Origin of the sequence: Sphingomonas faeni, from assembly GCF_003053745.1 — a bacterium.
In the GTDB taxonomy this organism is placed as follows: domain Bacteria; phylum Pseudomonadota; class Alphaproteobacteria; order Sphingomonadales; family Sphingomonadaceae; genus Sphingomonas; species Sphingomonas faeni.
In genome coordinates, this window is sequence record NZ_QAYE01000001.1 from 160,739 (window position 1) to 177,724 (window position 16,986).

The following is a 16,986-nucleotide window of genomic DNA, read 5'->3' on the forward strand; positions in this document are numbered from 1 at the left end:
CAGGTCTGGCGGCTCCGGGAGTCGCCACCAGTCGTGCCGCGTTCGGATTGGAGATCATCCGTGATCGGTATCGTCAGGGTCGCCCTATCGCGCCCGCTCACCTTCATCGTCATGGCCATTCTGGTCGCGGTCGTCGGCGTGCTCGCGGCCGTGCGGACGCCGGTCGACATCTTCCCCGACATCAAGGTGCCGGTGATCGCCGCGGCCTGGACGTACCAGGGCCTGTCGCCCGACGACATGGCGGGGCGGATCATCACGCCGTACGAGCGCGTGCTGTCGACCACCGTCAACGACATCGACCATATCGAGAGCCAGTCGATGCCGGGCATCGGCGTCGTGAAGATCTATTTCCAGCCGGGCGCCGACATCCGCACCGCCACCGCGCAGGTCACGTCGGTATCGCAGACCGTGCTGCGCCAGTTGCCGCCGGGCGTCACCCCGCCGCTGATCCTCAACTACAGCGCCTCGACCGTGCCGATCCTGCAGCTCGCACTGTCGGGAGTCGGGCTGTCCGAGGGCAAGCTGTTCGATACCGCGGTGAACCAGATCCGCCCCGGCCTCGTCACCGTGCCGGGCGCGGCGATCCCGTATCCGTCGGGTGGGCGCCAGCGACAGGTGCAGATCGATCTCGACCCGCAGGCGCTGCAATCGAAGGGTCTGTCCGCGCAGGACGTCGGCCTCGCGATCGCCGCGCAGAACCAGATCAACCCGGCCGGCTTCGCGAAGATCGGCGGCTTTCAATATAACGTCCGGCTCAACAACGCGCCGGGCTCGATCGACGAGCTAAACAACCTGCCGGTGAAGGTCGTCAACGGCGCGACGATCTACATGCGCGACGTGGCCCACGTCCGCGACGGCAGCGCGCCACAGACCAACGTGGTGCATGTCGACGGGTCGCGGTCGGTGGTGATGACGATCCTCAAGAACGGATCGACCTCGACGCTGGCGATCGTCCAGGGGATCAAGGATGCGCTGCCGGCGATCCAGGCGACCTTGCCCGACAGCCTCAAGATCGTGCCGATCGGCGACCAGTCGCTGTTCGTGAAGGCGGCGGTCGAGGGCGTCGTCAAGGAAGGCGCGATCGCCGCCGCGCTGACCAGCCTGATGATCCTGCTGTTCCTCGGGTCGTGGCGGTCGACGGTCATCATCGCGATCTCGATCCCGCTGGCGATCCTCGCCGCGATCATCGCGCTGTCGGCGACTGGCCAGACGCTGAACGTGATGACGCTCGGTGGCCTCAGCCTCGCGGTTGGCATCCTGGTCGACGATGCGACCGTGACGATCGAGAACATCAACTGGCATCTCGAACAGGGCAAGAGCGTCCGCCAGGCGATCCTCGACGGTGCCGCGCAGATCGTCACCCCGGCGTTCGTGTCGCTGCTGTGCATCTGCATCGTGTTCGTGCCGATGTTCTTCCTACCGGGCGTCGCGGGCTTCCTGTTCGTGCCGCTCGCGCTGTCGGTCGTCTTCGCGATGATCGCGTCGTTCGTTCTTTCGCGGACGCTGGTGCCGACGATGGCGATGTACCTGCTGAAGCCGCATGCGGGCGACGTCCATGCCGCGGGCACGCCGACGTCGCGCAATCCGCTGATCAGGTTCCAGCGCGGTTTCGAGGCGCGGTTCGAGCGGTTTCGAAGCGGTTATGGCCGGTTGCTGGAGCGCGCGCTGGCGACCGGCAAGCCGTTCCTGCTCGGCTTCCTCGCGGTGGTCGCGCTGTCGATGCTGCTGATCCCGTTCCTCGGCCAGAACTTCTTCCCCGCGGTCGATGCGGGCCAGATCACGATGCACGTCCGCGCGCCGATCGGCAGCCGGATCGAAAGCACGTCGGCCCAGTTCGACCGGATCGCGCGTCGCGTCCGCCAGATCATTCCCGCCAACGAACTGGTGTCGGTGGTCGACAACATCGGCCTGCCGGTCAGCTCGATCAACGCGACCTACAACAACTCCGGCACGATCGGCCCGCAGGACGGCGACATCCTGATCCAGCTCGCGCATGAGCATGCGCCGACCGCCGATTACGTGCGCAAGCTGCGCGAGACGCTGCCCGGCGCGTTCCCCGGCGCGACCTTCTCGTTCCTGCCCGCGGATATCACCAGCCAGATCCTGAACTTCGGTGCGCCCGCGCCGATCGACGTGCAGATCACCGGCAAGGATGCGGCGGGCAACTATGCCTATGCGCGGATGCTGTTGCGGAAAATCGCGGCGATCCCGGGCGTCGCCGATGCACGCATCCAGCAATCGGCGCGCTACCCGGAATTGCGCGTCAACATCGACCGCAGCCGGATCGGCCAACTCGGGCTGACCGAGCGCGACGTCACCGCCAGCGTCGGATCCTCGCTCGCCGGCACGATCCAGACCGCGCCGGTCTACTACCTCAACCCAGAGAACGGCGTATCGTACAGCGTCGTCGCGCAGACCCCCGAATACCGCGTCGGATCGATGAGCGACCTGTCGAACATCCCCGTCACCGGCACCAGTGCAGGCGGTACGTCGCAGGTGCTCGGCGGGCTGTCCACGGTCGTCCGCGGCACCTCGCCCGCCGTCGTCTCGCACTACAACATCGCGCAGGCGATCGACATCTACGCGACCCCCAATGGCCGCGATCTCGGCGCGGTGGCGGGCGACATCAAGCGCGTGCTGGCGGATGCCAAGGCGTCCGCGCCGAAGGGCACGACGGTCGCGTTGCGCGGCCAATATGCGACGATGAACAGCGCGTTCTCAGGGCTCTTCTTCGGGCTGATCGGCGCGATCGTGCTGATCTATCTGCTGATCGTCGTGAACTTCCAGAGCTGGCTCGATCCGTTCGTCATCATCACCGCGTTGCCCGGTGCGATCGCCGGCATCGTCTGGATCCTGTTCCTGACCGGCACGCCCTTGTCAGTGCCGGCGCTAACGGGGGCCATCATGTGCATGGGCGTCGCGACCGCCAACGCGATCCTGGTGGTGAGTTTCGCGCGCGAGCGACTCGCCGAACTCGGGGACTCGCACAAGGCGGCGATGGAGGCGGGGATGACGCGTTTTCGCCCGGTGCTGATGACCGCGCTCGCGATGATCATCGGCATGTTGCCGATGGCGCTGGGCTTCGGCGAGGGCGGCGAGCAGAATGCGCCGCTTGGCCGTGCGGTGATCGGCGGGCTGATCGTCGCGACGTTCGCGACGCTGATGTTCGTGCCCGTCATCTTCAGCCTCGTGCACCGCAAGGACGCAGAGCGCGCCGCCGCCAAAGCCCGCCGCGACGAGATTTTAGAGGAAGCGCATGTCTGAGATCGTTCATCCGGATCCCGTCGCCACCGAACCGCAGCGCGGGTCGCTGAAGAAAGTCGGCATCGTCGCGGCGGTGATCGCGCTGGCGCTGGTGGCGTTCGGCATCTTCACGCGCTACCGCTCGGCCTCGCAACTCGCGACCTGGACCACCGCACAGTCGACGCCGATCGTCACCGTGATCCGCCCGACCGCCGAGGGCGCGAGCGATGCGCTGACGCTGCCGGGCAACGTGCAGGCGTATAACAGCGCGGCGATCTACGCGCGCACCACGGGCTATATCCGCAAATGGTTCGTCGACATCGGCGACCCGGTCCGCGCAGGCCAGACGCTCGCGATCCTCGACGCGCCCGAGGTCGACCAGCAGGTCGCCGCCGCGCAGGCCGATCTCCAGACCGCCCGCGCGAACCGCTCGCTCGCCGCGTCGACCGCGACGCGCTGGCGCGATCTGCTCGCCAAGGATGCGGTGTCGAAGCAGGAGACCGACGAGAAGATCGGCGACCTCGCCGCCAAGTCCGCGATCGCCAACGCCGCGTCGGCCAACGTCCGCCGGCTCGGCGCGTTGCAGGGCTTCACCCGCCTGACCGCGCCGTTCTCGGGCGTCGTCACGAGCCGCTCGACGCAGGTCGGCGCACTGGTGACCGCAGGGACGGCCGCGTCCACCCCGCTGTTCACGATCGCCGACGTCAACCGGATGCGGATCTATGTCCGCGTGCCGCAGGCCTATTCGGGACAGACCCGGCAGGGGATGCACGCTACGCTGACCGTGCCAGAATATCCGGGACGCGCCTTCGACGTGACGCTGACCCGCAGCGCCGACGCGGTCGATCCGCAGTCGGGCACCGTTCTGGTCGAGTTGCAGGCGGCGAACACCGATCGTGCGCTCAAGCCGGGTGCCTATGCGCAGGTCAAGTTCCCGGTCGGTGCGGGCGGCACCGGCGTGCGGCTGCCGTCGAGCGCGCTGGTGATCGGCGCTAAGGGCACGCAGGTCGCGGTCGTCGGCAGCGACGGCAAGGCGCATCTCAAGACGATCACGATCGGCCGCGACGATGGCGACAGCGTCGCGATCAGCGCAGGGCTCAGCGCCAGCGACCGCGTGATCGACAGCCCGCCGGACTCGCTCCAGACCGGCGACCCGGTCCGTATCGCGCCTTCGACAGGACCGGCCCGTGCGAAGCGCTAGGCCGGGCATGGCGGCGGTCGTGGCGGCGAGCTTGGCCGGGTGCTCGCTCGCGCCGCCATACAGCATTCCGCCGAGCCCGGCCGCGGCGGCGTACAGGGAACTCGGACCGCAAGGGCAGGGGCCCTGGCAGCCAGCCGCCACCGACACGTCGCTCCCCGCCGCGTGGTGGACCGCGTTCGACGATCCGACGCTGACCGCACTCGAAGCGCGGATCGAGGCGGGCAATCCCGACCTCGCTGCCGCCGTCGCGCGCTACGATCAGGCGCGCGGACTGCTTGGCGAGTCCCGTGCCGCGCTACTGCCGTCGATATCGATAGGGGCCGACGGTGGCCGTTCGCGCGTATCCGCCGGTCGACCGCTGTCGCCGGGGAACGCCGCAACGTATAACAACCTCTCGCTCGGCGCGTCGCTGGCGTACGAGATCGACCTGTTCGGCCGCGTCCGCAACTCGGTCCGCGCGGATACGGCCTCGGCAGAGGCGAGCGCGCAGGACATAGTCGCCGTCCGCCTCGGGCTCCAGGCATCGCTCGCGGACTCCTATTTCCAGATGCGCGGGCTGGACGCGCGCACTGTGCTGCTGCGCCAGACGGTGGCCGCGTTCCAGCGGGCCTACGACCTGACCGACACGCGCCACACCGGCGGCATCGCCTCCGGGATCGACGTCAGCCGCTCGGCCGCCTTGCTGTCGAGCGCCCGCGCGGAACTGTCAGCGGTCGCCGGCGCACGCGCGGCGTTCGAGCACGCGATTGCCGCGCTGGTCGGCGAGACCCCCTCGACCTTCACAATTCCCGTCGCCGACACGTTGCAGCGTCCGCCCGCGATTCCCGTCGGCGTACCCTCGATACTGTTGCAACGCCGCCCCGACATCGTCGCGGCCGAGCGCCGGATCGCGGCCGCCAACGCCCAGATCGGCGTGGCACGCGCAGCCCAATACCCGTCGCTCACGCTCGGCGGGTCGGGCGGGTTCGAGGCAGGCAACGGCAATATCCTTCGTGCCTCGAACAGCTTCTGGGCACTCGGGCCGCTATCCGCCGCGCTCGCGATCTTCGACGGCGGTGCACGGCGGGCCCGCGTCCGCATCAGCCGCGCGCAATATGACGAGGCGGCGGCGTCCTACCGCTCGACCGTCCTCACCGCCTTCCGCGAAGTCGAGGACGACCTCGCGCGTTCGCGTGCCCTGGTGGATCAAGAACGCGACCAGCTGGCCGCAACCCGCGCCGCCGAACGCACGCGCGACCTGGCGCTCATCCGCTACCGCGACGGCGCGTCCGACTATCTCGACGTCGTCACCGCGCAGACCGCAGCGCTCGACGCGCAACGCCTGTTGCTCGAAGTGCAGAGCACGCGGCTACAGATCGCGGTCGATACCGTCCGCGCGATCGGCGGCGGTATCGCGACCTGACTGCCGAACCGCCGCCCCGAGCTTCAAACCCGCAGGTAGCGGTAATACCAGACCTCGTGACCCTGCCGCCGTGCCTTGCGCTCGTACCGCGTCTCGGGCCAGTCGTCGGGGCGGGTGAGGAAGTCATGCGGCGTCTTCGCCTGCCACTCGAAATCGCGGCGCGCGTTCATGATCATCATCGACCACCGGCAATAGGTCGGATCGTCGGTACCAAGCCGGAACTCCGCGCCGGGCTTGAGCTTGGCAGCGATCGTGTCGAGCGGGCCGTGGTTGACCATGCGGCGCTTGGCATGGCGCGCCTTCCGCCACGGATCGGGATGCAGCAGGTACAGCCGGTCCAGGCTCGCGTCGGGCAGGCGCTCGATCACCTCCAGCGCATCGCCCATGTGCAGCCGCACGTTGGTCAGCTCGCCGTCGCGGATGTGCGCCAGCGCACCGACCATGCCGTTGAGGAACGGTTCGCAGCCGATGAAGCCGACGTCGGGGTTCATCGCGGCCTGTCCCGCCAGATGCTCGCCCGCGCCGAAGCCAATCTCGACGTGCAAGGGGCGGTCCTCGCCGAACAACGTCATCGCATCGATCGGCCCTTCCTCGGGCACCGACAGGTCGGCGAGCGTTTCCTCGACGAGCGCGGCTTGGCCGAGGCGCAGCTTGTGGCCCTGGCGACGGCCATAGAGGCGGCGGATAACAGAAGGATCGTTCATCGCCGCGCGCTCTAGCGGGCGATTGCGCCGGAGCAAAGCGCGACGCGGACCGTTGCACTCTCGTAATGGTCGACAACGCTTCCAATCCGCCCGGCGAAGACGTCGAGGATCTCAAGGCCGCCGATGCGCAGGATCTGCACAAGGCGGTTCGCGAGGAGGGTGAGGAGGAACTCGATCGTCCGGTATCGTCGCTGTTCTTCTCCGGGCTGGCCGCGGGCATGGCGATCGCCAGTTCGCTGATCGCGGAAGGCGCGCTGCACCACGCGCTGCCCGATACGCCGTGGCGGACGGTCATCGTCTCGCTTGGCTATCCGATCGGGTTCCTAGTCGTGATCCTGGGGCGGATGCAGTTGTTCACCGAGAGCACGATCACCGCCATGTTGCCGTTGGTGACCAAGCCGTCGGGCTGGGCATTGCGGCGCACCTTGCGGCTCTGGAGTGTGGTGCTCGGCGCCAACCTCATCGGGACGGCGCTGGCCGGCGGGATGATCGCGGCCGGCCTGCTCGGCGGCAGCGAGCTTCGTACCGCGATGATCGAGGTGTCGATGGCGATCACCGAACTCTCGCCGGGCGCGACGTTCGTCAACGCGGTCCCGGCCGGGTTCATGATCGCGATCCTCGCCTGGTCGCTGCCGAATGCGCGCGAACAGTCGTTCCTCGTGATCGTCGCGATCACCTATGTCGTCGCGATCGCCGCGTTCAGCCATTCGATCGTCGGATCGGTGGAGGCGTGGCTGCTGGTGTTTTCGGGTAAGGTCGGCGTCGCGGAGGCGCTCGGCGGACTGATGGTACCGGCGATCCTCGGCAACTTGCTGGGCGGTGCGGGGTTGTTCGCCTTGCTCGCGCATGCACAGGTGCGCGGTGAAATGGACGGACAGGGCGAAAACTGATGGGCAAGACCAAGGACGCCGCGAAGGCCGTCGAGAAGGCGGACCGCAAGGCCACGCACAAGGCTGCCGAGCACCGTGACCAACCGCTGGTCAAGGCGACCGGGTTCCTCGCCGAGATCGGCGACCAGCCACAGCTCGTGGCGACGTCGATCGGCACGGTCGTGATCGGCCTGATCGCGCGCAGGCCGGATGTGATCCTTGGCGGTGTACGGATGCTGGCGGCGCACGCGGCGGCGACCTTCGTCAAGTCCGCTATCAAGGCGTCGGTCGACCGCACCCGCCCCGAAAAGGCGATCGAGGACGGCAAGACGCGGTTCGAGCCGGGCAAGAGCGACGATCACGAGCAGACGTCGTTTCCGTCGGGTCACACTGCCGGCGCGGTCGCGGTTGCACGTGCTGCGTCGCGCGACATCACGGGCGCCGGTGGTCCGGCTGCGTTGATCTCCGGCGCGGTCGCGGCGGCGCAACCGGTGAACGGGAAGCATTACCTCTCCGATCTCGTCGTCGGCGCCGCGGTCGGCTGGATCGCCGAAGCGCTCGTCAGCGCGGTCTTCGACCGGGTCGCGCCCGTGGTCGAGACGGCGGTGGCCAGCAAGGCGCCCCTGCTGATCGAGCACGCCAAGGCCTGAATGGTTCGACGCAACCGAGTGTTACCCGTTGACCACAGATTGCGGCGAAATCGATATTTGTAAGGATCGGCAAGGGGATAGCGGAACCGTTACGCCCGCGTGACGGTTGCCACCGCATCGTAACCAGAACGGACTATCCCAATGAAGAAGCTTTCCATCGCCGTCACGCTCGCCGCCATGGCCGTCTCGCTCGCAGCATGCGGCGGCAAGGGCGATGACAAGCTCGGTAGCCAGGTCGAGAAGGCCGCAGACAACCGCGCCGACGCGCTCGAAGCGACCGCCGACAATCTCGAAGAGCAGGCCAAGGCAGTTCGCAAGGACGGCGACCGCCAGTCGGACGCGATCGACGACGCCGACGTGAACGCGCAGGCGATGCCGCAGGCCCAGAAGGACGCACTGGTCAACGGCAGCGAAAAGCTCCGCTGATCTTCTAGGCGCACACCAGCGCCGGCGTCCTGGCCGCCTTCCGGTACACACCGGGGGGCGGCTTTGACGTTTTGAAAGGACCGGCTCAATCGGCCGCTATTATGACGGGGACACGGCAATGATCGACAGGCGTCGACTGGAAACGGGGGGCTTCATCACCTTCCTGGTGGCGATCACGATCGCGTTGTGCGTGGTCGTGTCGTCGTTCGCGGCGGCGCTGTTGTGGAGCGCACTCGCGGCGATCCTGTTCCAGTCGCTGTACCAGTGGCTGCTCAAGCGCTGGCCCGACCGCCGCAATCTCGCCGCCGCCTTGACGTTGCTGATCATCTTCGTCGCCGTGATCATCCCGACCTTGTTCATCGGCAGCCTGATGATCGACCAGTCCGCCTCGGTCTACGCCAAGCTGCAAAGCGGCCAGATCAACTTCGGCGCGTATTTCCAGCAGATCCACGACGCGATGCCGAACCGGATCCAGGGTGCGCTCGACAAGGCCGGGCTCAATAGCTTCGAACAGGCGCAGTCGCGGGTGTCCAACATCCTCGGCAACAGCGTCCGCTCGATCGCAGGGCAAGCGCTGTCGATCGGCCGTAATGCCGCTGCGTTCCTGCTGTCGTTCGGCGTCGGGCTTTACGTCACGTTCTTCCTCCTCCGCGACGGCGACAAGGTCGGCCCCGCAATCCGCCGCGCACTGCCGTTCGAGCATTCGGTGGCGGCAAAGCTGGTCGACAAGTTCGTTGCGGTGGTGCGCGCGACGATCAAGGGATCGGTAATCGTCGGGCTCGTCCAGGGTGCGCTCGGGGGCCTGACCTTCTGGATCGTCGGCGTGCCGGCAGCCCTGCTCTGGGGCCTGCTGATGGCGCTGACGTCGCTGCTGCCCGCGCTCGGGCCTGCGATCGTGTGGGTGCCGGTCGCAGTGTATCTGCTGGCAACGGGCGCGATCTGGCAGGGCGTGGTCGTGATCGTCTCGGGCGTCGTTGTGATCGGTCTGGCCGACAATATACTCCGGCCGATCCTGGTCGGGCGTGACACGGGAATTCCGGATTATATCGTGCTGGTGACGACGTTGGGTGGAATCGAGGTCGTGGGGCTCAGCGGCATCGTCGTCGGGCCGCTGGTGGCGGCGCTGTTCCTGACGACGTGGCAGATCCTCACCGAGCAGCGGCATGCTCAAGTTTCCCCCGTTCGTTCTGAGTAGCTGCTGAACCTGTCGAAGCGACGTATCGAAGGACAGGTCGGGGAGCGGAACGCGCCTTGTCCTCGATAACCCTCTCCCCTCGGGGAGAGGGAGGGGCCCGCACGGCGAAGCCGGGTGGGAGGGTGAGGGGGAGTGAGGTTCGGACCCTCTCCTCCAAAGCCCCTCACCCTTCCGTCGCCAAGCGGTTCCTCCCTCCCTCTCCCCGGCGGGGAGAGGGACTGGAAGCTCAGTTCACAACAACAAAAAAGCCTCCCGCAGACCGATCCGCGGGAGGCTTTTTCGTAACCGCAAAGGTGTCCCTATCAGGCGACAGCAGCCTTCAGCGCGTCGACCAGATCGGTCTTCTCCCAGGTAAACGTGTCACCCTCGGGCTCGCGACCGAAGTGACCATACGCCGCCGTCTTCTTGTAGATCGGCGCGTTCAGCTTGAGGTGCTCGCGGATGCCCTTCGGGGTCAGGCGAACGAGCTTCGGCAGGACCGCCTCGAGCTTGGCCTCCTCGACGGTGCCCGTGCCATGCGTGTCGACATACACCGACAGCGGCTCGGCAATCCCGATCGCATAGCTCAGCTGGATCGTGCAACGACGCGCAAGGCCGGCCGCAACGACGTTCTTCGCCAGATACCGCGCGACATACGCAGCCGAACGATCGACCTTCGTCGGATCCTTGCCCGAGAACGCGCCGCCGCCATGCGGGGCCGCACCGCCGTACGTATCGACGATGATCTTGCGCCCGGTCACGCCGGCGTCGCCGTCCGGGCCGCCGATTTCGAACTGGCCAGTCGGATTGATGTAGATCGCGGTCTCGTCGGTGATGAAGCCGTCGGGCAGCACGTCCTTGAACACGCCCATGACATAGTCGCGCAGCACCGCGTACTTGGCGGGATCGGCGTTGTCGCCCTTCTCGCAATAGCCCGGCGCGTGCTGCGTCGAGACGACCAATGCGGTCGCGCCGACCGGCACTTCGTTCTCGTACGACAGCGTGACCTGGCTCTTGGCGTCGGGCTCGAGGAACGGTGCCGCGCCCGAGTGGCGATCCTCGGCCATCCTGGCGAGGATCTTGTGGCTGTAATACAGCGTGGCCGGCATCAAGCCTGGGGTTTCGTCGGTCGCGTAGCCGAACATGATGCCCTGGTCGCCGGCGCCCTCGTCCTTGTTGCCGCTCTCGTCGACGCCCATCGCGATGTGCGCGGACTGGCCGTGGAGGTTGTTCTCGAAGCGGAAGGTCTCCCAGTGGAAGCCCGACTGCGCGTAGCCGATTTCCTTGACCGTGTTGCGGACAGCCGCTTCGATCTCTTCGAGCACGCCGTCGGCCCACTGGTCGTTCTCGTAAATGCCCTTGCCGCGGATTTCACCGGCGAGGACGACGAGCTGCGTGGTGGTCAACGTCTCGCAGGCGATCCGCGCCTGCGGGTCCTTGGCAAGGAACAGGTCGACGATCGTGTCGCTGATCTGGTCGGCGACCTTGTCGGGATGGCCTTCGGAGACCGATTCGGAAGTGAAGAGGAAAGACTTGCGCATGCGGGCCTCTTTGCCATGCTCTGAAGCGAGCGTCATATAAGGAAAGCTTTATATGACCCTAGCGCTGGCGACGGCGCAGGGCAACCGCGCTTGCGAGCATCAGCGCGGCGACGATCGCCGCTATCGCGTTGCCGACGCGCGAGAACAGCGTGGGGGGCAGCGCGGACGGCATCAGCTGCTCGATCGCACCCGCGGTCTCGTGCGGGACGGTCGCGACGAGGCGGCCATCGGCGGCGATGATCGCGGAAATGCCGGTGGGGGTGGCGCGAAGGATCGGCAGCCCTTCCTCGATCGCGCGCATCCGGGCCTGGGCGAGATGCTGTGGCGGACCCCATTTGCCGAACCAGGCATCGTTCGACGGATTGAACAGGATGCGCGGACGATGCGCGCGATCCACGACCTCACCCGAGAAGATGATCTCGTAGCAGATCTGCATGCCGATCGAACCGAAGCCGGGCAGCGTCAGGTTCGCAGGACCCTTGCCCGACGTGAAGTCGATGTCGCCGGGGACGAGCCGCGCAAGCCCGAGCGGCTTCAGTAGCCACGGCATCGGGAGATATTCGCCGTATGGCACGAGGTGCGCCTTGTCGTAGCGGCCACGCAGCCGAGCCTGCGCATCGAGCGCGAACACCGAATTGGCCGCGCCGGAGATCTGATCCTTCGCGTTGAACTCAAGCGCGGTGCCGCCGATCAACAGGATGTCGTCGGGCCCCAGCAGCCGCGCCATGCGGCGGCGAAGGTAGAGCGGGCTCGACCAGCCATAGGCGTAGAACGGGTAGCCGTCCTCGACGTAATCACGGACGACGCCCTCGGGCCAGACGACGAGGCGGGGAGTAGCGCCGCCTTGGCCAGACAGCTTTTCGAGCGCGGTAAGGACGCGCTCGCCGTCGGTCTCGCTGCGGTCTTCCTGGCCAATGTCGGGTTGGACCACGCGGACCAGAGGCGTGCCGGGAGCGGGCGGCGGTGCATTCGTCCAGAGCGCGGACAGTGCTGCGAGACCGAGCGCTGGAAGCGCGACGGCTGGCAGTGTCCAACGGCGTACCGCGAGCATCAGCAGCGCGCCCGCGGCGAGGATCGTCACACCCGACAGGGCATAGGTCCCGATCCACGCGGACAGCCGCGCGACGCCGATCGCGGGGAGCCAGACGACGCTCAGCGGATCCCAGGCATAGCCGGTGAACAGCGTCGCGCGCAGCCACTCGGTCGCGATCCAGGCGGCGGCGAAGACGAACACGAACGTCGCGTCGGGGACGCCGGGCCGTCGTGCGATCCGCCAGGCGAGCGCGGCCGCAAGCATCGGGTAGAGCGCGAGGTAGAGCGCGAGACCGACTGCGGCAAAATACCCGAGCACCGGCGGCATCGCATCCTGGAAGTCGAACGCATGCTGGAACCAGTTGTTGTTCACGGTGAAATGCCCGACCCCGAACACCCACCCGCGCCACAGTGCGCTGCGAAGGGTCGGTGCGTCGTGGACGATCCTCATCCACAGCGCGAACGCGACGAGCGTCAGCGGCCAGAGATCGAGCGGAGCGAACCCGGTTGCGGCAAGCGCACCGAGCACGAGGCAGGCGAGGGCAGGGTAACGGTTCACGCTCGTGCTATGGCGTGGCGGAAGGGGCCGGGCAATGTTTTCGGTGTGATGGGGCGGGGGGATGAGGAGCGCCTCACGGCATCTAGAACCACCCCGGCGAAGGCCGGGGCCCAATTGGAAAGGTGGTCGTAACGAAGCGCTACCCTCCGTTAGCAACGTCCCCCAATTGGGCCCCGGCCTTCGCCGGGGTGGTGCAGTGTGAGGGGGAGGGCGCCCGCCCAAAGCTTGTTCTCCCGCGAAGGCGGGAGCCCAAACTGGGCTCCCGCCTTCGCGGGAGAACAAGAGAGGGCCACCGTCCCGGTAGGTGAAAGCACCCACGCAATCCCCCGGCTCGACGAACCTACCTTCCCGACCTATCTTCCCCGAATGACCCTACGCCCCTTCCACCTAGCCTTCCCGGTCCACGACCTGACCGCCGCCCGCACCTTCTACGGCGCCACCCTCGGCTGCCGCGAAGGCCGCTCCAGCGACCACTGGATCGACTTCGACCTGTTCGGCCACCAGATCGTTGCGCATCTCGACCCCGCCGCCAAGCCCGTCGCGGTCGAGAACGCGGTCGACGGCCACGCCGTCCCGGTCCCGCATTTCGGCGTCGTCCTGACGATGGACGACTGGACTGCGCTGTCGGAGCGAGTCACCGCCGCCGGCGTCCGGTTCGGGATCGCGCCGTACATCCGCTTCAAGGGCGAGCCCGGCGAGCAGGCGACAATGTTCTTTCTCGATCCCAGCGGCAACGCACTCGAGTTCAAGGCGTTCGCCAACGACGACATGATTTTCGCGACTTAAGGAATAGACATGGGCACTCCCATCACCGTCGACGTCCCTCATCAGCTCGGCAAGGCAGCGGTCCGCGCGCGGCTCGACGGGGGGATCGGCAAGATCAGCGACAAGATCCCCGGCGGGTCGGTGACTGAGCAGCGCTGGGATGGCGATACGCTGCACTTCACCGTCCAGGCGATGGGCCAGACGATCGCGAGCGCGGTCACCGTGTTCGAGACCAACGTCCACGCTGTCGTCGACCTGCCCGGCATCCTCGGCCTGTTCGCGGGCAAGGTCCAGGACATGATCCGCAAGGAAGCACCAAAGCTCCTGCGCTGAAATCAGGCCGGCGCGCGTCGATACAGCTCGAACGCCGCCTTTGCGCCGACGATGGCCTGCTCGACCCAGGCCTCGTCGGCGGGCTCGTCGTCGATCGCGGCAAGCAACGCGCGCCACTCGCCGGACAGATGCTTCGCCCCGAGATAGGCCGAGGGCATCCCGTCGGGCACCGACCGCGACAACATGATACCGCCGAGCCGCGACCCCTCGACGACATACATCGCGCCCCACCCGGCGGCAGCGCTCGCCGGGACGTCGAACGTCATCGGCGTCGGCATATCTTCACCCAGCGCCGCAAGATCCTCGGCAAGCGCGCCGCCCCGCGACCGAACCGCCGCCAGCCCCGGAATTGCGGCCAGCCACGCCTCGACCGCCGGCAACGCCCTGGCATGCGCGATCAGGAACGCGCGGTAATCGTCCGCATCGGTCAGGTCGTAGCGCCCGAACCCGGCATCGACCGCGTCGTGATCGCTCGCCGTCGCGCTCCGCAGTCGCGCAACGGTGGAAACCACATCGGTCAACAGCAACGTCCCCCGCCCTTGCTGCCGTACCGTGCCTCCTGCCGGTCACGGAAGAACGCGCGTTCGTCCATCGGCGCGTGGTCGGGATGGCGCTCGGCCATGTGCTGGCGGTAGGCGTCATAGGACGGCACGCCGACCATCAGCAGCGCGGTCTCGCGGGCCTTCGCGTAGAGTGCGCGGATCATTCCGCGGCCACCAGCTGCGGCGGGACTTCGGTCACCGTCGGCCGGTCGATCTTCAGCGCCGCCAGACAGGTACGGATGCCAAACAAGACGATCGACAGCACCACCGCCAGGAACAGCGCGCAAAGCCCCGCGTCGATTCGGTCGTTGAGCACAATCCGCTGCATTTCCGCCATCGTCTTGGCCAGCGCGAGCAACTCGCCCCGCGCTGCCGCATCCGCGAACTTCGAGGCGTGCGCGAGGAAGCCGATCCTCGGATCGCTCGCGAACAGCTTCATCAGCCCGGCGGTGATCGTGCACAGGCACAGCCACGCGGCGGGCAGGATCGTCACCCAAGCGTAGCGCTGCCGCTTCATCCGGAACAGCACCACGGTAGCCAGCACCAGCGCGACAGCCGCGAGCATCTGGTTCGAGATCCCGAACAGCGGCCACAGCGTGTTCACGCCGCCCAAGGGGTCGGTGACGCCCTGATACAGGAAGAACCCCCAGGCGATCACGCAGAGCGCGGTCGCGATCAGTCCCGGCACGATCGCCGAGGCGTTGCGGAACGACGGCACCGCGAGCCCGATCAGATCCTGCAACATGAACCGTCCGGCGCGCGTCCCCGCATCAACCGCGGTGAGGATGAACAGCGCCTCGAACAGGATCGCGAAGTGATACCAGAACGCCTTCATCGCCTGCCCGCCGACGAGGTGGCTGAAGATCTCCGACATCGCCACCGCCAGCGTCGGCGCGCCGCCCGTCCGCGAGACGATCGTGGTTTCGCCGACGTCCTTCGCGGTCTGCGCGAGCAGTTCGGGCGTGATCGGGAAGCCCATCGCGGTGACCGCGGTCGCCGCCGAGGCGAAGTCGGTTCCAACCACCGCGGCCGGGCTGTTCATCGCAAAATACACGCCGGGATCGAGGATCGACGCCCCGACCAGCGCCATGATCGCGACGAAGCTTTCCATCAGCATCGCGCCATAGCCGATGAACTGCGCGTCGCCTTCACTGGCGATGAGCTTCGGCGTGGTGCCGCTGGCGATCAGCGCGTGAAAGCCCGACACCGCGCCGCATGCGATCGTGATGAACAGGAACGGGAAGAGCCCGCCCGACCAGACCGGGCCGCTGCCGTCGATGAACGGGGTCAGCGCAGGCATCCGCAGCGGTGGCGCGACGACCGCGATACCGATCGCCAGCGCGACGATCGCGCCGATCTTGAGGAAGGTCGACAGGTAATCGCGCGGCGCGAGCAGCAGCCACACGGGCAGGACGGAGGCGACCGCGCCATAGCCGACCATCAGCACGCAGAGCTGCACCGGGGTCAGCGTGAACAGCGGCGCGAGCATCGGCGACGCGGCGACCGTCCCGCCATAGACGATCGCCGCGAGCAGTCCGATGACGCCGAGAACGGAGACTTCGCCGACCTTTCCGGGGCGAATCCAGCGCGTGTAGATGCCCATCAGGAACGCTAGCGGGATCGTCGCGGCGACGGTGAACAGCCCCCACGGGCTGCCGGCAAGCGCGCGGACGACGATCAGCGCGAGCACGGCGAGGATGATGACCATGATCGCGAACGCACCGATCAGCGCGATCACGCCGGGGATCGCGCCCATCTCCATGCGGATCAGTTCGCCGAGCGATCGCCCGTCGCGGCGCATCGAGATAAACAGGATCATGAAGTCCTGCACCGCACCGGCGAGGACGACGCCGGCTAGAATCCAGAGCGTGCCGGGAAGATAACCCATCTGCGCAGCGAGCACCGGGCCGACTAGGGGGCCGGCGCCGGCGATCGCAGCGAAATGGTGGCCGAATAGGACGTTGCGATCGGTCGCGACGTAGTCGAGGCCGTCGGCTCGGCGAAGGGCGGGGGTTTGCCGCGATGGATCGAGCTGCATGACGTGGCGGGCGATGTAGCGCGCGTAGAAGCGGTACGCGAACAGCTGGACCGAGACCGCCGCAGTGACGATCCACAACGCGTTGACATGCTCGCCGCGCTCGAACGCGACGACTGCCAGCGCGCAGGCTGCGAGCAGGGCGAGGGCGCCCCAGCCGATCTTCTCGCGTAATGTCATTGCCTTCGCCCTCCCGCGCGGTCCGTCTGCGCGGCATCGCGTATTCAGGCGCGGAGCGCCAGCCCCGATGCAGGCACTAACGCCAGCACAGCCCCACCCCGGCGAAGGCCGGGGCCGAGTTGGAAAGGTCGAGATAATGGAGCGCCGACCTCAGTTAGCGACGTCCCCCAACTGGGCCCCGGCCTCCGCCGGGGTGGTTGCTGGTAGTATGATAGCGCGCTGCCGGTTCGCGTTCTCGATCGGAACGGTTGGCCTGCAAAGCGCGCGCAGCATGCGGAACGGTGGACGCCAGAACGGTCCGGCATGACGGGCAGAGTGGCGTTCGTTGGT

General features: G+C 67.3%; 15 protein-coding genes. 9 read left to right on the top strand and 6 right to left on the bottom strand.

Going from position 1 to position 16,986, the window contains the following annotated elements; translation table 11 throughout:
• Nucleotides 1–60 precede the first annotated feature (60 nt).
• The 3 genes from C8J25_RS00780 to C8J25_RS00790 are packed head-to-tail and all read left to right on the top strand — an operon-like array spanning nt 61 to nt 5,846.
• Nucleotides 61–3,264: an efflux RND transporter permease subunit gene (locus C8J25_RS00780; RefSeq protein WP_107951861.1), complete on the top strand. Its 3,204-nt coding sequence runs from the start codon at nt 61–63 to the stop codon at nt 3,262–3,264.
• Complete coding sequence (locus C8J25_RS00785; protein WP_107951862.1) at nt 3,257–4,444, top strand: efflux RND transporter periplasmic adaptor subunit; 1,188 nt, start codon at nt 3,257–3,259, stop codon at nt 4,442–4,444. The genes C8J25_RS00780 and C8J25_RS00785 overlap by 8 nt, the downstream gene beginning before the upstream one ends.
• A 7-nt stretch (nt 4,445–4,451) precedes the next feature.
• The gene (locus C8J25_RS00790; protein ID WP_107951863.1) at nt 4,452–5,846 is read left to right on the top strand and encodes an efflux transporter outer membrane subunit; all 1,395 of its coding nucleotides are present in this window, start codon (nt 4,452–4,454) and stop codon (nt 5,844–5,846) included.
• A 23-nt stretch (nt 5,847–5,869) separates the two neighbouring features.
• Here C8J25_RS00790 and trmB read toward each other — a convergent pair whose 3' ends face one another.
• Nucleotides 5,870–6,550, bottom strand: a complete 681-nt coding sequence (gene trmB, locus C8J25_RS00795; RefSeq protein ID WP_107951864.1) for a tRNA (guanine(46)-N(7))-methyltransferase TrmB — start codon at nt 6,548–6,550, stop codon at nt 5,870–5,872.
• A gap of 65 nt (nt 6,551–6,615) precedes the next feature.
• Between trmB and C8J25_RS00800 the strand changes: the two genes are divergently transcribed.
• From C8J25_RS00800 to C8J25_RS00815, 4 genes are all read left to right on the top strand, one after another.
• A complete protein-coding gene (locus C8J25_RS00800) occupies nt 6,616–7,440 on the top strand; it encodes a formate/nitrite transporter family protein (protein ID WP_107951865.1) in 825 nt (274 codons plus the stop codon).
• On the top strand, nt 7,440–8,069 hold the full coding sequence (locus tag C8J25_RS00805; RefSeq protein WP_107951866.1) for a phosphatase PAP2 family protein: 630 nt from the start codon (nt 7,440–7,442) through the stop codon (nt 8,067–8,069). The genes C8J25_RS00800 and C8J25_RS00805 overlap by 1 nt, the downstream gene beginning before the upstream one ends.
• 141 nt (nt 8,070–8,210) lie before the next feature.
• Entirely contained in the window at nt 8,211–8,495 is a 285-nt protein-coding gene (locus C8J25_RS00810) for a lipoprotein (RefSeq protein ID WP_056061318.1), read from the top strand.
• 118 nt (nt 8,496–8,613) lie between these two features.
• Nucleotides 8,614–9,690 carry an AI-2E family transporter gene (locus C8J25_RS00815; RefSeq protein WP_107951867.1) on the top strand — a complete coding sequence of 359 codons (1,077 nt, stop codon included), beginning with the start codon at nt 8,614–8,616 and terminating at the stop codon, nt 9,688–9,690.
• Nucleotides 9,691–9,992: 302 nt separating this feature from the next.
• On the opposite strand, the gene metK is transcribed toward C8J25_RS00815, so the two are convergent.
• Complete coding sequence (gene metK / locus C8J25_RS00820; RefSeq protein ID WP_107951868.1) at nt 9,993–11,210, bottom strand: methionine adenosyltransferase; 1,218 nt, start codon at nt 11,208–11,210, stop codon at nt 9,993–9,995.
• Between the two features lie 58 nt (nt 11,211–11,268).
• A complete protein-coding gene (gene lnt / locus C8J25_RS00825) occupies nt 11,269–12,801 on the bottom strand; it encodes an apolipoprotein N-acyltransferase (protein ID WP_107951869.1) in 1,533 nt (510 codons plus the stop codon).
• Between the two features lie 366 nt (nt 12,802–13,167).
• Between lnt and C8J25_RS00830 the strand changes: the two genes are divergently transcribed.
• Nucleotides 13,168–13,587: a VOC family protein gene (locus C8J25_RS00830; RefSeq protein ID WP_107951870.1), complete on the top strand. Its 420-nt coding sequence runs from the start codon at nt 13,168–13,170 to the stop codon at nt 13,585–13,587.
• Between the two features lie 9 nt (nt 13,588–13,596).
• A complete protein-coding gene (locus C8J25_RS00835) occupies nt 13,597–13,899 on the top strand; it encodes a polyhydroxyalkanoic acid system family protein (RefSeq protein WP_107951871.1) in 303 nt (100 codons plus the stop codon).
• A gap of 2 nt (nt 13,900–13,901) precedes the next feature.
• On the opposite strand, the gene C8J25_RS00840 is transcribed toward C8J25_RS00835, so the two are convergent.
• Genes C8J25_RS00840 through C8J25_RS00850 form a run of 3 tightly spaced genes read right to left on the bottom strand, consistent with a single transcriptional unit; the run spans nt 13,902 to nt 16,656 of the window.
• Complete coding sequence (locus tag C8J25_RS00840; RefSeq protein ID WP_425275446.1) at nt 13,902–14,411, bottom strand: biliverdin-producing heme oxygenase; 510 nt, start codon at nt 14,409–14,411, stop codon at nt 13,902–13,904.
• Between the two features lie 5 nt (nt 14,412–14,416).
• Nucleotides 14,417–14,605 (bottom strand): YbdD/YjiX family protein, encoded by a 189-nt coding sequence (locus C8J25_RS00845; RefSeq protein WP_107951873.1) that lies wholly within the window; start codon nt 14,603–14,605, stop codon nt 14,417–14,419.
• Nucleotides 14,602–16,656: a carbon starvation CstA family protein gene (locus C8J25_RS00850; RefSeq protein ID WP_107951874.1), complete on the bottom strand. Its 2,055-nt coding sequence runs from the start codon at nt 16,654–16,656 to the stop codon at nt 14,602–14,604. Before C8J25_RS00850 ends, C8J25_RS00845 begins: the two co-directional genes overlap by 4 nt.
• Nucleotides 16,657–16,986 lie beyond the last annotated feature (330 nt).

Bases quoted from the DNA above. Each gene is read 5' to 3' on its own strand.
- C8J25_RS00785 (WP_107951862.1), top strand. From the start codon at position 3,257: ATGTCTGAGATCGTTCATCCGGATCCCGTCGCCACCGAACCGCAGCGC.
- C8J25_RS00790 (WP_107951863.1), top strand. From the start codon at position 4,452: ATGGCGGCGGTCGTGGCGGCGAGCTTGGCCGGGTGCTCGCTCGCGCCG.
- trmB (WP_107951864.1), bottom strand. From the start codon at position 6,550: ATGAACGATCCTTCTGTTATCCGCCGCCTCTATGGCCGTCGCCAGGGC.
- C8J25_RS00800 (WP_107951865.1), top strand. From the start codon at position 6,616: ATGGTCGACAACGCTTCCAATCCGCCCGGCGAAGACGTCGAGGATCTC.
- C8J25_RS00805 (WP_107951866.1), top strand. From the start codon at position 7,440: ATGGGCAAGACCAAGGACGCCGCGAAGGCCGTCGAGAAGGCGGACCGC.
- C8J25_RS00810 (WP_056061318.1), top strand. From the start codon at position 8,211: ATGAAGAAGCTTTCCATCGCCGTCACGCTCGCCGCCATGGCCGTCTCG.
- C8J25_RS00815 (WP_107951867.1), top strand. From the start codon at position 8,614: ATGATCGACAGGCGTCGACTGGAAACGGGGGGCTTCATCACCTTCCTG.
- metK (WP_107951868.1), bottom strand. From the start codon at position 11,210: ATGCGCAAGTCTTTCCTCTTCACTTCCGAATCGGTCTCCGAAGGCCAT.
- C8J25_RS00830 (WP_107951870.1), top strand. From the start codon at position 13,168: ATGACCCTACGCCCCTTCCACCTAGCCTTCCCGGTCCACGACCTGACC.
- C8J25_RS00835 (WP_107951871.1), top strand. From the start codon at position 13,597: ATGGGCACTCCCATCACCGTCGACGTCCCTCATCAGCTCGGCAAGGCA.
- C8J25_RS00845 (WP_107951873.1), bottom strand. From the start codon at position 14,605: ATGATCCGCGCACTCTACGCGAAGGCCCGCGAGACCGCGCTGCTGATG.
- C8J25_RS00850 (WP_107951874.1), bottom strand. From the start codon at position 16,656: ATGACATTACGCGAGAAGATCGGCTGGGGCGCCCTCGCCCTGCTCGCA.